This is a genomic window from Novipirellula sp. (assembly GCF_041583735.1).
Taxonomy (GTDB): Bacteria; Planctomycetota; Planctomycetia; order Pirellulales; family Pirellulaceae; genus Novipirellula.
Genome location: NZ_JBFHFD010000151.1, coordinates 1 through 15223, shown reverse-complemented (window position 1 = coordinate 15223; position 15223 = coordinate 1). Strand labels below are relative to the sequence as shown.

10 protein-coding genes are annotated in these 15223 nt (G+C 55.1%); 8 read left to right on the top strand and 2 right to left on the bottom strand.

Features of this window, described 5'->3' with window-relative positions:
- The 4 genes from ABX962_RS13450 to ABX962_RS13435 all read left to right on the top strand — a co-directional run.
- Positions 1 to 2524, top strand: a 2524-nt coding sequence (locus ABX962_RS13450; protein WP_372720199.1) for a DUF1549 domain-containing protein, incomplete at its 5' end; no start/stop codon positions are given.
- Between the two features lie 76 nt (positions 2525 to 2600).
- Entirely contained in the window at positions 2601 to 4055 is a 1455-nt protein-coding gene (locus ABX962_RS13445; protein ID WP_372720197.1) for a DUF1501 domain-containing protein, read from the top strand.
- Between the two features lie 62 nt (positions 4056 to 4117).
- Positions 4118 to 5614: a DUF1570 domain-containing protein gene (locus tag ABX962_RS13440; RefSeq protein WP_372720195.1), complete on the top strand. Its 1497-nt coding sequence runs from the start codon at positions 4118 to 4120 to the stop codon at positions 5612 to 5614.
- The gene (locus ABX962_RS13435) at positions 5611 to 7110 is read left to right on the top strand and encodes an SHD1 domain-containing protein (protein WP_372720193.1); all 1500 of its coding nucleotides are present in this window, start codon (positions 5611 to 5613) and stop codon (positions 7108 to 7110) included. The genes ABX962_RS13440 and ABX962_RS13435 overlap by 4 nt, the downstream gene beginning before the upstream one ends.
- A 186-nt stretch (positions 7111 to 7296) precedes the next feature.
- On the opposite strand, the gene clpX is transcribed toward ABX962_RS13435, so the two are convergent.
- Complete coding sequence (gene clpX / locus ABX962_RS13430; RefSeq protein ID WP_372720191.1) at positions 7297 to 8577, bottom strand: ATP-dependent Clp protease ATP-binding subunit ClpX; 1281 nt, start codon at positions 8575 to 8577, stop codon at positions 7297 to 7299.
- A gap of 543 nt (positions 8578 to 9120) precedes the next feature.
- Positions 9121 to 9408: a hypothetical protein gene (locus ABX962_RS13425; RefSeq protein ID WP_372720189.1), complete on the bottom strand. Its 288-nt coding sequence runs from the start codon at positions 9406 to 9408 to the stop codon at positions 9121 to 9123.
- A gap of 464 nt (positions 9409 to 9872) precedes the next feature.
- On the opposite strand from ABX962_RS13425, the gene thiL reads away from it, so the two are divergent.
- The 4 genes from thiL to ABX962_RS13405 all read left to right on the top strand — a co-directional run bounded on the left by thiL (position 9873) and on the right by ABX962_RS13405 (position 15088).
- On the top strand, positions 9873 to 10775 hold the full coding sequence (thiL, locus tag ABX962_RS13420) for a thiamine-phosphate kinase (RefSeq protein WP_372720187.1): 903 nt from the start codon (positions 9873 to 9875) through the stop codon (positions 10773 to 10775).
- 60 nt (positions 10776 to 10835) lie between these two features.
- Entirely contained in the window at positions 10836 to 12299 is a 1464-nt protein-coding gene (locus tag ABX962_RS13415; RefSeq protein WP_372720185.1) for a sulfatase, read from the top strand.
- A 290-nt stretch (positions 12300 to 12589) separates the two neighbouring features.
- Positions 12590 to 13654, top strand: a complete 1065-nt coding sequence (locus tag ABX962_RS13410) for a formylglycine-generating enzyme family protein (RefSeq protein WP_372720183.1) — start codon at positions 12590 to 12592, stop codon at positions 13652 to 13654.
- A gap of 51 nt (positions 13655 to 13705) precedes the next feature.
- A complete protein-coding gene (locus tag ABX962_RS13405; protein WP_372720181.1) occupies positions 13706 to 15088 on the top strand; it encodes a Gfo/Idh/MocA family protein in 1383 nt (460 codons plus the stop codon).
- Positions 15089 to 15223 lie beyond the last annotated feature (135 nt).

Below are 15223 nucleotides of genomic sequence, written 5' to 3'. Positions count from 1 at the left end.
CCCCACCCTTCCTTCTCACCTAAAACCGACGATGCTCACACCTTCACGTCTGGCGTCATACACCGCTAGTTTGCTCGTTTCGCTTTGCCTTGGAATCGTGTCACTTGCTTTTTGCGCAGTGACCGCCGTCGCAAATGAACCGATCGATTTTGCTCACGACATTGTGCCAATCCTGCAACGAAACTGCGTGACCTGTCACGGCGGCCGCGAAGCCGAAGGAAACTTCTCAGTCAATACACGCAGCCTGATGATCGAATCGGGGATGGTCGAACCTGAGGACTCGTCCAATTCGGAATTGATTCGCTTGATCACCTCTGAGGATCCCGACGAACAAATGCCGCCGCCGGATCGGCCTCGCTTGAGCCCCAACGAAACGGCACGGCTCCGCCACTGGATCGATCAAGGGATGCCGTGGGACGATGATTTCACGTTTGCAATTCAAAGCTATGAACCGCCGCTGCGGCCGCGGCGTCCCGAGCTGCCGCCGGTAATCGACGGACGCGTCAATCCGATTGATCGAATTCTCGATGCCTACTTAACCGAGCATGGTTTGCCAACGCCGCCACCGATCGACGACGCGACGTTCTTTCGCCGTGTCCACTTGGACTTGATCGGTCTGTTACCGACGACCGATGCACTGACATCCTTTCAGAACGATTCATCACCCGACAAACGAACTCGTTTGGTGGACGATCTGCTGTCACGCGAAATTGATTACGCCGACCACTGGTTAACGTTCTTCAACGACTTGCTTCGCAATGACTACAGCGGCACCGGATTCATTACCAAAGGACGTCGGCAAATCAGTCGCTGGTTGTACGAATCACTAGTCCAAAACAAACCGTTTGATCAATTGACCCGCGAACTGATTGCCCCAAGTTCGGACGAAAGCCGTGGTTACATCGATGGCATCAAGTGGCGTGGGACGGTTAGCGCAGGGCAGACGCTCGAAATCCAGTTTGCACAATCTGTGTCGCAGTCCTTCCTCGGCATCAATATGAAGTGTGCCTCGTGCCACGACAGTTTTATTGACCGTTGGACACTCAAAGAGGCTTATGGATTGGGAGCGATCTATGCCGAAGCACCTCTGCAATTGCACCGCTGCGACATACCGACCGGGGAAACGCAACAAGCATCTTGGTTGTTTCCTGAACTGGGTCAAATCGATGCCTCGGCACCTCGCGAGGAACGACTGCAGCAACTAGCGCAGCTGTTGACGCATCCAGAAAACGGACGCTTTACACGCACGATCGTTAATCGGCTGTGGTACCGTTTGATGGGACGAGGCATTGTCCAACCGCTAGACGCAATGCAATCGGAACCATGGAACGAAGACCTGCTGGATTACTTGGCCGTTCACTTAGCCGATCATCAATACGATTTAAAAGCGACACTGCGGCTGATCGCGACCTCGGCAGCCTATCAATCGAAAACCGAGATCAGCGAAGACGATTCGGCGATCGGCGACTACATTTATCGCGGCCCACGTGCCCGTCGCATGACCGCCGAACAGTTCTTAGATGCGGTGTGGCAGTTGACAGGCAGCGCTCCGCAAAAGTTTGACGCCCCCATTTCGCGTCATGTCATTTCGCCGGGTGCAATCACCCCAAACACCGCCGATTCGGTGTTATCGAAGGCCAAATGGATTTGGGGAGGCCGCAACGGACACGCCGCTCCCGCGAATCAAGAAATGTGGGTTCGCAAAAAATTTGATTTGCCGAGTGAAGTTTTGCGAAGCGGATCCGTCCTGACCTGCGACAACGAATTCACCCTGTACGTCAATGGAACCAACGCAGGATCGTCCAACGACTGGACCAGCCTGCAATCGATTGAATTAGCAAACTTGCTACGTCAAGGAACCAACGAATTGCTGTTTCAAGTCAAAAACGCGGGCCATACTCCCAACGCCGCAGGTCTGTTTTTTGCAGCAACTTTCATGCTCGAAGATCAAACTCAGCTATCGATCGTCAGCGATCCATCTTGGGAATTCCATCCCGACATCGAAAAGCCCCTTCCTCATCCTAAGAACGCACACCCAGCTGCCCCCGTCGAGGGCTGGAACACGGTTTCGGTGGTGCAACCGGTCAACGTGTGGAGCGATTTGATTGATCGCGAAGCCGCCTCGGCACTCGCAAACGTCACCGGTTCGTCGCGTCACATGCCGATGGTTCGCGCTTCACTGATGAAGAACAACGCGTTGATGCAATCGTTGGGTCGACCGATCCGTGACCAAATCGTTTCCATGCGGCCAAGCAGTCTGACGACTCTCGAAGCCATTGACCTAGCGAATGAACCCTCGCTCGCAGAAGCGTTTGCCACCGGAGCCGAACGATGGAATGACGAGAAGTGGAACTCGACCGACGAGCTTGTCCAGCACTTGTTTCAATCCGCGTTAACTCGCGTCCCAACGAAATCCGAAGCGGTATTATTTCGCGAAACTCTAGGCGAATCCCCGACCACCGAACAACTGCAAGACGCGCTGTGGGCCATTTGCATGCTGCCTGAATTCCTGCTGATTCGTTAACCGCACGCCGCGGCATGGTCATTCCCGCTTCGCACAAAAAAACACGATCCCACCGAACCAACCCCGAGTCACTGTGATGCAATTCCAACACGATCCCGAGCGTCCTGAACCCTTGGTGCGTCGCGATTTTTTGCGGCAGCTTTCCGCGGCCTCGCTTGCTGCCATGGCATCGAGTGCCCCTCGGCAATTCGTCTCGGCAATGGACCACGTAGAACATCCGCAACCGACTGCCGATGCGTGCATCTTGATCTGGTTAGCAGGCGGGATGGCGGCGCCGGACACCTTGGACCCGAAACGTTACCATCCTTTTAAAAAGGGCTTGAAGGTATCCGATATGCTGAGCACGTTCCCGGCGATCGATACCGCCGTGGACAATATCAAAATCTGCAAGGGGCTGGAAAATATCGCGGGAGTGATGGATCGCGCGACGCTGATTCGCTCGCATGTGCAACCGGACCTTGGCAGCATCCTGCATTCACGGCACCAATACCACTGGCACACCGGCTACGTTCCGCCGCAAACGGTTGCCGCGCCCCATATCGGTTCGTGGATGGCCCGTGTGTTGGGGCCGCGTAATGAAGTGATGCCTGCGTTTGTCAATATTGGCCAACGACTCGAAGGGGTGGGTGAGAGCGAAGAACTAAAAGCATTCACCACCGCGGGATTTTTTGGCAGTGAATATGGACCGATGAATTTGCCGTACCCGGATCGCGCGGCGGTATCGGTTCGTCCTCCCAAAGGCATGGATGCTCAGCGGTTTTCCAATCGCAACAAACTGTTTCGACGATTGGTCGACCAAAGCCCGCAGCGAGAATTCATGAGTGATTATCACCAGGAATCGATGCTGCGATCGTTTGACAACGCCTATCGGCTGCTCAGTTCCAAAGAGCGCAAAGCGTTTGACATCTCACTTGAGCCCAGCGACGTTGCCCAAAAGTACAACTCCACTCGCTTTGGCCAAGGCTGCTTGTTGGCCCGCCGATTGATCGAAGCCGGAACGCGATTCGTCGAAGTCACCACGGAATATGTCCCCTTTTTGCATTTTGACACTCACAATGATGGCCACACGACGATGGCCCGTATGCATAGCGAAGTGGATCAACCGATCGCGCAATTAATCCTTGATTTGGAACAACGCAAACTGCTCGACCGAACCCTTGTTATCGTGGCCTCGGAATTTAGCCGCGATGCGTTGATGGAGGGTCAACCCGGATCCAACGCCAACGACCAAGCTCGCGAAAAAGTGGATGCCGTCGCTGAAATGAAACACTATGGACTACACCGGCATTTCACCGCGGGATCAAGCGTGTTGCTGTTTGGCGGTGGTATGAAGTCAGGTTTTCTATACGGAGCCACCGCTCCGGAACGTCCGCTGGTGGCCATCGAAGATCCCGTGTCGATCGAAGATTTGCATGCCACGATCATGACGGCGATGGGGATCAGCCCGCGAACTGGCTTTGATATCGAAGCACGCCCATTCTACGTGACCAAAGATGGAAAAGGGCAAGCAGTTGAAGCACTGTTTGCTTGACTTTGCGTTGCGTGCCCCCCATACTCGGATGCGACCAAATGCTCACTCCGAGGCCATCACGCATGAGATCCTGCGTCCATTTCTTTTCGAACATTGCCGTTCACGCGGCATTCATTTGTTGTGCGGCTCTCTTCCTTTCGTTAAATCCGTGCCGAGCGGATTACACACTCTACACACTTCCCGGCAGCGATCTGTCGATCATGCTCGAGGGCAGTGTGACGTACAATCCCGGCGGAACCGCCACGCACCGACATCCGCGAGGATCGCTTTACTTTAACGCCAAAGACATCCAGGTCCTGAAACTGCCCACGACCGAAGCCGTGTTTGCCAAAAAGCTACGTGAGGCGACGCAAAGCAAGGATGTCGACACGATGCTCGAAACTGGAAAATGGGCGCTGCACAATGGATTGCTTGACGAGTGCAAATCGCTTCTCAGTGCCGCCTGGAAACTGGACTCTAGCCACGCGAAAATCCGCAAACTCGCGGGATTGATGTACTATCTGAATCGACCGGTCACCAACAACTCAACGATCGAAGCCAGTGCTCGCGAATTGGTCGGCGGCAAATCAATGCAGCTGTCCCGCAGCAAACACTTTTTCTTGTTGCATGATGGCGACAACGAGAAGGATCCTCGCACGCGAAAAACGCGTCCGGAAATGCGTTTGGAACTGCTCGAAAAGGTTTACGAATCGTATTTCCTGACGTTTGCTTTTGAGGGTTTGTTCCTGCGTCCACCGACCGATCCGTTGGCCGTTGTGCTGTTTAGCCAACATGCCGATTTCATGCAGATGGAAAAACGGCTGGGAATGGGATTGCGACAAGTCGCAGGGTTCTATCTCCCCAAAGAGAACATTTCGATCTTTTACGATTCGGGCACCACCCCCATGTTTCAACAGCTGCAAAAGTTGAACGAAATGTTTGATGGGATGGAAAAAGACATCCGCCGAAATCGAGTGCAGGGCGGCGGCGAGCTGATCCGGTTCGCCAACACAATCGAACTGCTCATTGACATCGAGCGGGAAAGCGAAGACATCAGCGTCGTATCGCACGAAGCGGTCCATCAATTGGCAGGCAATACCGATCTGTTCCCCAGCGATGGCGTGTTTGTGCGATGGGTTCACGAAGGGCTGGCGTCGTTTTTCGAGTCTTCCAAGATGGCACGCTGGAGCGGTGTGGGGGTCGTCGACCGAGATCGTATTGGGTACTACCGTGTTCTCGAGGGCGATCCCATTCGCGGTGGCATTGAGTTCATTGTCTCTGATCTCGGTTTTACCATCGAAGGCATGCTGGGCAATCAATTGCCGGCCTATGGCCAAGCTTGGGCGCTGACCCATTTCTTGTTTCACGAACGGTTTGATCAGCTGATCAAATTCTATCGCGAGATCCAGAGTATCGACATCGAGGTTACGGACGGCGAATCGCTCAAAGCAAAAGCCGAGAAGTTGGTCAGCACGTTTGACGAGTGCTTCGGCGATCGCACCACGCTGGAACTGGAATGGCGGCGATACATGCGGTCGCTGCGAACCGACATGGAACGATTGGCCGAGGAAATTCGATGAGCGGAACATCATCCGCGACAACCAAACGCACGCGCCCCATTGCGATTGCGATTGCGATTTGCATGATGTCGTGGGTAGCCGGGTTAGGGGACGCGAACGCTCGCAGTGCGTTCGCTCAAGACGCAGTGTACCGACCGGTGGTGGGCGAAAGCTATCTGTACGGAATCGAAGTTCGTGTGGTGGACGTGTCCGGCAGCCGCGGTTCCAAATCGGTCTTGAATCAACGTTGTCGACTGCGGTTCGATGTGATTCAATCGGAAGCTGCCGGCTGGACGGCGACCTATTACAGCGTCCCCTTCTACGGCTCGAAACCCTGGAGCAGATCGTCGCTACAGGACTGGATCGAATCAAAACGCGCGCGACTTTCTCGACCGCCCGAGGAAGACATCGCCGTGCCCCCCGGCTTGCCACCACACGCCGCAGAAATGCACAAGCGGATGCGACTGCGTAGTCGTCTTGCCGATCAAGAATTCATCACCAAAGTCGATCACTATCCGGGACTGTTTCAATTCTGCGAAGGCCAAATCTCGGTTTCGCCCCAGGGCGAAATCACCCAAATCGCAGGGCCAGGAAACATGCCGCTGCTGCTTGGACAGATCGCCAAGGTGCCGTTGATGCGACTTCCTCCGGCAGGTATCGCCGAGCCTTCGTTCAGTTACAAAGACACGTTTGAGTTCAAAGCGAACTTTGGCAACGACGATGTTCGCACGACCGAGGCATCGGTGTTGTCGGTCATCACTCCGGGAAAAGCCAGTGGCGAGGGACTTGTCGCATTTGACCGCGAGTTCGAGCAAGCCGGAGGCACCACGGCGGGAATCAAAATCTTGCTCTCCGGAAGCGGGTTTGGTGAATTTTCAAACGCGTTGTCGATGCCCTATCGCGGCAACAGCGATTTCAAGTTCGAAGGAGCTCCGTATTTTGATGCCCCTGGTCCGTTTTCGGTCCGCGTTGGCTATCACTACCTAGGCGAATGGCGGCAAGCGTTTTTTGACAATGGATTCCTGCCCACCGACGAAGCTTTGTCTGCCGAGGTGTTACCTCGACTCGAATCGCAACATCAATTGGCGATGCAGCGGCAATTGGTCGGCCGGAAGCCGGAACTCGATGCCGAGATGAGACAGCGAGCCGACGTGTCCGCTCCGCCGCCGTACGATTCGTTGCTTCAGCAAACGCTCCGCAAAGTCCTGGCTCGCTTTGCCGAGAGAGAAAAATCAGAGGATGCCGAAGAGGTCAAGCAGGCTCGCGAGGTCACCTCGGCCCTCAAGAGCCTCTCGACTCGCTGGGACACGCTGCGTCATCTGGCAACGCTGATGCCAAGAACCTGGAGCGACGCCAGCGGCAGTTTTAAAGTCGACGCCGTACTGGTCAGTCACGCCGATGGCCGAGTCACGCTGCGACGCAAGGATAACGGGCAAACGATCACGATCCCGCTGAATCGACTGAGCGAAACCGACATCGACTTCGCGACCACCTTCGGCAAACCCGCCGAGCAGTAACACCCCCAAAAGCCACATTCCCCCCAGATCGCCAAAAAGGTGTCCGACACCTTTTTATTTTAGGCCGACACCTTTTAGCCTCATAACGACGAAACGCCACGGCAACCTTTTCGGTGGCTGCCATGGCGTTTTCGCTTCGCTGTGAATCGTGATGCTACGCTTTTCAGCTACGGACCAGCCGCTCGCTTACGCGCTTTTGGTCGTCGGCATCTGGAACAACTTGCGTGATCCGCTGACCACGGTCTCGTCGATCGTGTAGACGCTGCCCGCCTCTTGGCCTGGCAAATCGTACATGATGTCCAACATCACCTCTTCGAGAATGCCTCGAAGCCCGCGAGCTCCGACACCTTTCTCGAGGGCACGTTGAGCGACCATGCGAAGTGCTCCGTCAGTGAATTTCAAGTCACAATTTTCCATTTGGAAAAGTGCTTGATACTGTTTCACCAACGCGTTCTTGGGCTCCTTCATCACTCGCACAAGACCGTCTTCGTCGAGCGGCTGCAAGTAGCTGACCACCGGCAATCGTCCGATCAACTCGGGAATCAAACCGAACTGCAAAATGTCTTCGGTTTGAACGTTGGCGAGCAAGTCCGAATCGGTCATCTCGTTGCGATGTCCTGCACCACCACCGAAACCAAGGGTACGATGTCCCATGCGTTTGCGGATGATGTCTTCGATCCCGACAAACGTTCCACCCACGATGAACAAGATATTACTTGTATCCAATTGGATGTACTGTTGCTCGGGATGCTTGCGTCCGCCTTGCGGTGGGACGTTCGCCACGGTGCCTTCGAGCATTTTCAAGAGGCTCTGCTGAACCCCTTCGCCCGAAACGTCACGTGTGATCGAAACATTCGCACTGGTCTTACCGATCTTGTCGACTTCGTCGATGTATAGAATCCCACGCTGTGCGGCTTCGACGTCGAAATCGGCGGCGTGCAGCAGTTTCAGTAGCAGGTTCTCAACATCTTCACCGACGTAACCGGCTTCGGTTAGCGTGGTGGCATCGCCGATAGCGAAGGGAACATTCAACATGCGGGCAAGCGAACGAGCGAGCAACGTTTTTCCGCTACCGGTCGGTCCGGCCAACAGAATGTTGCTCTTTTCGATTTCGACGTCCGAGTTGCCTTCCCACTCGCTATTGAGGCGTTTGTAGTGATTGTGCACCGCGACCGCGAGTACGCGTTTCGCCGCGCCTTGACCGATCACGTATTGGTCGAGGTGTTCGACAATATCCCTGGGTGCGGGAATGTCGCTAAACAGTGACTTGCTTGGCCCACGTCGACGCTGTTCTTGATCCAGAATCGACTGGCACAGCTCGATGCACTCGCCACAGATGTAAACGTCACCTGGGCCTTCGACGAGCGGTCCCACATCCCGGTAGCTCTTGCGACAGAAAGAACAGAACGCGTTCTTTTTGTTGGTCGAACTTCCACGACGCGAAGTTGGGGTTTCTTTCGAGGTCATACACGGCTCCTGGTTGTGTTGTTGGTCTAATGTGGGCTGAAGTAACGACTAACGCGCGTTTCATGAGCCTGTGCTCTGCGCTCGCCGTAGATCACACCCACGTGAGATCAACAACGCGTCAAACGGTTAGGGCCACGGGCTCGAATGCTTTTGGTGACGTCTTCGCCGACCAGAATGCTACTGAACGTGACGTAAATCTACGTAACGATCCGCAACGTGGCCGAAAAAAACAGACACCCTCAGGCCATCCGTTTCCTCGAAAGACTCGAGCCGATTGTGGTTTGATTCTAATTAAACGAAATATATAGTTTTCCGATTGAACGCCCGCATGGATATGGAAGGGTCATTCGTTCGAAAAGGTTGTCCCAAATTCAAGACTAGACTACCGAGCCAATTCGACAAGCTTCACCCAAGATTGGTTGATGCCTCACGAATGCCCCAGTCGGGAACGCCCCGATTCGAGATTGTTACAAGATCGACAACCACAAAGGGCTGCTTGACTTCGTAACGGGAAAGGAGTCTCGGTCGGATTGTTCAGATCACTCAGGCTTTCGTCCCTTCACCGCCCGCAGGCGTTGAAGGGTCGTTTTGCATTCGGTCTGCTAGTTGACGTTGGGTTGTCGCTTGTATAGTTCGGTATTCTTCTTCGCTAATCTCACCCCGGAGATGCATTTCTTTCAAATTTGCTAGCGTCTCGTACACTGTCTCCCCGTCGTTGGCGTTGTAGTCCCGATAGCTTGACACAAGATAAAATCCGGCGGCAATCAGGATGCATAAGACCAGAACGGAAAGCCCAGCTTGTACGGTCGTGTTGAGAAAAAAATCAGGCATAACCGGTAGCTCCCTAGCCCTTTGTCTCGTTGGCAATTCGTGACTGAGTATTTTGACGAGTTCAGTCAGAGGGATGCGGCCAGTGGCTTGGCTTGGGGACATCCGAATAATAGGAGTGTCCACCAAGGATGGTCCAGCATTTTTCGCAAGAAGCCCCCTGTTTTTCTAGTTTCACACAAAATCGGCCTATGTTCCACGGGCGAGGTGGGGGAAAGTGGGCAGGAAAGAAGGGAGTGAGGAGCTGGGAGTGAGGAGTGGGGAGTGAGGAGTGGGGAGTGAAGGGAGCGTGGGCGGCTTGATGGGATTGTGTGTTGCCGATCGGCGGGGGACACTTTTGGGCGTCATGCCCCGTTTTGCACCAGGATGACATCAATCCAGCCGTTTTCACGCTCGCAATCGGCGATTTGCGAGTCCCGCGGCGGTTCTCGAACACCAATTCCCTATTAAAAACACGCTATTTGAACATGGAACAGTCCTTTCTTGCCTATCTTCGCGGTCGCTGCCGCTCGCTGCCTCAAGTCGCAGTGGGAATTGGTGACGATGCCGCTGTCATTCAGCCTCCCCAAGCCAATTTGATCGCCTGCACCGACCAAATCATTGATGGCGTCGACTTTGATTCGAGTGAACATGCATACGCGGATGCCGGTTACAAGGCGATGGCGATCAATTTGAGCGACATTGCGGCGATGGGAGCGGTACCGAAGTCGGCGCTGGTAACCCTGGCATTACCGAAGCAGAATGCGACGCGAATTGCCGGCGATGTCTATGAAGGGATTTTGCAAGCCGCGACGGAATTCCAGCTCGCGATCGCGGGGGGGGACATCTCGACCTACAACGGGCCATTGAGCGTCAGTATTACGCTGCTCGGAGACATCCCCACCGGAGATCCGTGGCTGCGAAGCGGCGCAAAAGAGAACGACGCGGTGCTGGTCACCGGTTTTGTCGGCGGCAGCATCTTAGGTCGACACTTACGCCCCACCCCCCGCGTCGATCTTGCTCATCGACTGCGGGAAATGGTCGACGTGCACGCTGCGATCGACATCAGCGACGGGTTGTCGCTGGACCTCGATCGTCTGTGTGCCGCCAGCGGGGTGGGTGTCGAGCTGAATATTCCGGCGATCCCGATCCACGACGACGCGATCATGTTGGCCGAAAAAAGTGGCCGCACACCGTTTGAACACGCCTGGAGCGACGGCGAAGACTTTGAATTGATCCTGACCATGAGCCAAGCGGATGCCGACAAGGTGCTGGCGATGGACCACGAGTGCGAGATCACTCAAATCGGCACGATTCTTGGCCGCACCGGACTTTGGAAGCGAGTCGCCGCAAAACTGGTACGGCTCTCTCCCCAAGGTTATATTCATTAGAGCCAGCTCCCCTCCCTTCCCCCCCCTCCCGCCATCACTCCCGCCCTCCGGTGCTTTTCTATGCATGTTTCGTTCAGCCGCCTCGCCGCCCTATTGATCGGAATCGCGTGTTTTGGGGTTCAATCACGGGTTAGTGATGCCAAGGAAGCAGCGGCAAAGGCACATCCCAAACGGAACGTTCTGTTCATCATCTCGGACGACCTCACCTCCACCGCATTATCTTGCTACGGAAACACAGTCTGCCAGACGCCGAACATTGATGCGTTGGCCGCACGAGGGACACGGTTCACGCGAGCATATTGCCAAGGCACTTATTGTGGTCCTTCGCGAGCGTCGTTTATGTCGGGTTACTACCCGCATGCGACCGGAGTGCTGGGGTACAAAAACCCTCGCCCGCAAATTGGCGACCGTGCGATGTGGTCTCAGTACTTTAAGGACCGAGGTTACTACGCCGCCCGGGTGAGCAAGATTTTTCACATGGGCGTGCCTGGCGGAATCGAAAAAGGGGGGAACGAAGCCGATGACGAACGCAGTTGGACCGAACGATTCAATAGTCCAGGCCCCGAATGGAAGGCCGCAGGCGACGGTGAGACATTGGAACGCAATCCTGATGGCAAAAAACCGGTGGTCGGCGGCAACACGTTTGTAGTCGTCGAAGCCGATGGCGACGACGACGTCCACAGCGATGGCAAAACTGCTGCCAAAGCGGTCGAGTTGATTGGGCAACACCGCGACGAACCGTTTTGGTTAGGCGTTGGTTTTGTTCGCCCTCATGTCCCGTTTGTCTCGCCGCGTCCTTACTACGACCCCTTCAAGCCGTTCGACACAATGACGCTGCCGGAAAAAGTCGAGGGCGACTGGGACGACATTCCCAAAGCCGGCATCAATTACAAAACCAGCGTGAACATGCAGATGGATGTTCGTCGTCAAAAGAAAGCGGTCGGCGGTTACTACGCGTCGGTCGCGTTCATGGACGCTCAAGTCGGCAAGGTGCTTGATGCGCTTGATGCCTCGGGACAGCGTGACAATACGATCGTGATCTTCACCAGCGACCATGGTTACCATCTTGGCGAACATGATTTTTGGGCCAAGGTCAGTCTGCGGGACGAGTCGGCTTCGGTTCCGTTGATCATCAGCGTCCCTGGCAAACAACCCGCGGTGTGCGACAGCCTTGTCGAACTGATTGACCTGTATCCAACAACCGCATCGCTTTGCGGGATGCCGGTTCCCAAGCGACTGCAGGGCAAAGACATCTCGGCGATGCTGGACGATCCGAGTGTCACGGTTCGCGATGCCGCCTTCAGCGTCGCTCCGATGCGAAAAGGATTTTTGCTGCGTGAGAACGACTGGGCGTACATTCAGTACAACGAAGATGCCTCGGCGGGGATCGAGTTGTTTGACGTCCGCCGTGATCCGCAGCAATACATTAATTTGGCGGCGGACGAAGCCTACGCTCCGGTTGTCGAAGAATTCAAACGCAAACTTGCCGCCCGGCTCGCCGAAATCCGCAACAACGACTTGTAGTCGAACCAACTACCAGCGCCAACGACGTTGAAACGACTACGTGGCCTTGTAGCGGAAGTCGTCAAGACTTTCGTTCGATTTCCGAATGCCCCCCGAAACTCTTGACGAGTTCCGCTACGGGATGATTTACAGCGCTAGCCCAAACCGCTAACTCAATCCGCTGTCTCCGACGTTGGTGGAGCCTCCTCCGCCCGCAAAAGTCGCGGACAAATGACACACAACGCTCCGCGTGGTGGCTATAATGCCTAGACGGTTTCGCTACCCATTCCCACCTTAACCCAACCCGGACGATGCTTTCGACCCCTCAAACCCGTTCGCTACTCGCGACTGCCGCCGCATTTGTGCTCGCGTATGCCCCTCTTTCCGCCACTGCGGACAACGTTGTCCTGGATGTCCCGGATGCCGTTGCCAAGGCCGAAGCGGAGATGAAACCGTATGCCGAACCGATCGAGCATACTGAATTGGCGATCGAAATGGTTCCGATCAAAGGGGGCACGTTTACAATGGGGACGCCCGAGAGCGAAGCGGATCGCAACGAGGACGAAGGGCCACAGCGAGAAGTCACGGTCGATCCCTTTTGGATGGGCAAATACGAAATCACATGGGACCAATACGATGTCTGGAGCGAGCAGATGGATCAACGGCGTCGTCAGATGTTGTCGATTCCGGCAACGCCGCGAGACGAAATCGTCGATGGAATTTCCAAGCCGACCGAGCCTTACACGGACATGAGTTTCGGGATGGGCAAGGAACGTTATCCCGCGATCAGCATGACTCAGCACGCGGCACGTACGTTTTGTAAATGGTTATCGGCAAAAACAGGTCGTTACTATCGTTTGCCCACCGAGGCGGAATGGGAGTACGCCGCTCGTGCGGGAACTCAAACGGCCTACTCGTTCGGCGATGACCCCGAACAACTTGATGACTACGCGTGGTATTTTGACAACAGCGAAGATGCCTACCACGAGGTCGGTCAAAAGAAACCCAATCCTTGGGGCCTGTATGACATGCACGGCAATGTTGCCGAATGGGTGCTTGATCAATACGTCGCCGACTTCTATTCGCAGAACCCCAAAATCAAAAACCCTTTGGCGATCCCCAGCACGCTGTATCCACGCGTCGTACGCGGTGGCGGCTGGGATGATGACCCCGACATGCTTCGCAGCGGCGTTCGCGAAGGATCCAGTGAAGAGTGGAAAGAGCAGGATCCGCAGCTGCCGCAAAGCATCTGGTATCTGACCGACGCCCAGGGCGTGGGTTTCCGCGTCGTCCGGCCGCTGACCGAGCCTACGGCGGATGAAAAAGCCAACAAATGGGACAAAACCGCTCCTGTGCAATTAGATCCTGAAGAATAGTCATCCACGCTCACCCTCATTCCTTCCTCCCCCTACCTCTGGAACGCTGATATGAATTTAGAGAACAAGTCCCCCGGTTCATCCCGTCGCGAATTTCTGAAGAGCAGTAGCCAAGTGGCTGCCGCGACAACCTTGGTGGCCGCATCGGCTCAGCACGTGCACGCGGCCGAGGACAATACGATCCGTGTCGCCTTGGTTGGCTGTGGAGGCCGTGGTACTGGTGCGGCGTTGAACGCTTTGTCGGTTGAAAACGGACCGATTCAACTGGTGGCCCTTGCGGACGTCTTCGAAAAGAACCTACGCAGCACGCACACCTCGCTATCGAAACACAAGAAGGTCGGCAGCAAAGTCGATGTCCCCGAAGAACGTCAATTTATTGGTTTTGATGGCTACAAAAAGGCGATCGATTGCCTGCGTCCCGGCGACGTGGTGATTTTCGCGACGCCTCCGGGATTCCGCTGGGTGCATTACACCTACGCGATTGAAAAGGGGCTGAACGTGTTTATGGAGAAACCGGTCACGATCGACGCGCCCACCTCGGCGAGAATGTTAGAGATCAACAAAAAGGCATTGGATAAAAACTTGAAGGTCGGCGTCGGATTGATGTGCCGTCACTGCAAAGTTCGCCAAGAGTTGTTTGATCGTATTCAGAATGGTGAAATCGGCGACGTGTCGCTGTTGCGTGCTTACCGCATGGCGGGTCCAACCGCCTCGGCAGCGGTACCGCCCAACACCACTGATCTGAGTGAACTGCAATATCAGATCAAAAATTTCCATGGATTCTTGTGGCTCAGCGGGGGTGCGGTCAGCGATTTCTTGATCCACAACATTGATGAAGCATGTTGGATGAAAAACGATTGGCCCGTTCGCGTCCATTCGGTCGGCGGCCGTCATTATCGCGGCGACATGATTGACCAAAACTTTGATTCCTACGGAATGGAATACACGTTTGCCGATGGCGCCAAGTTGTTGGTCGACGGACGCACGATTGCGGGCTGCAAACAGGAATTCGCCAGTTACGCCCACGGCAGCAAGGGATTGGCTGTGATCTCGTCGGCGTCACACACGCCCGCGAAGAGCCGGATCTACGAGGGGCACAACATGGACAAGAGCAAGTTGCTGTGGGATTGGCCCGAACGCGAAGAGAACCCTTACCAATTGGAATGGAACGATCTGATCGCGGCGATTCGCAACGACACGCCTTATAACGAAGTCGAGCGTGGCGTGATGGCCAGCGCCGTGACATCGATGGGACGCATGGCGGCTCATACGGGTCAAGAGATCACGCTTGAGCAGTTCATGAGCCACGATCATGAGTTCGCTCCCAACATCGCCGACTTGACGCTCGATTCCGCGTCGCCGCTGCAAGCGAACGCCGATGGCCACTACAGCATTCCGATGCCCGGTTTGGTCAAGAAGCAAGAGTATCTATAGGAAAACCGGCAAGCGGTTGATATTTTCTGAGCGGTGGCTTGAGTTCGCCGTTTTTTGGACCAACGCTGTGAAGCATTTTCCCTATAGAGATGGGCTAATTTTGCGTAGCGGAAGTCGTGCGTGACTTTCGTTCGT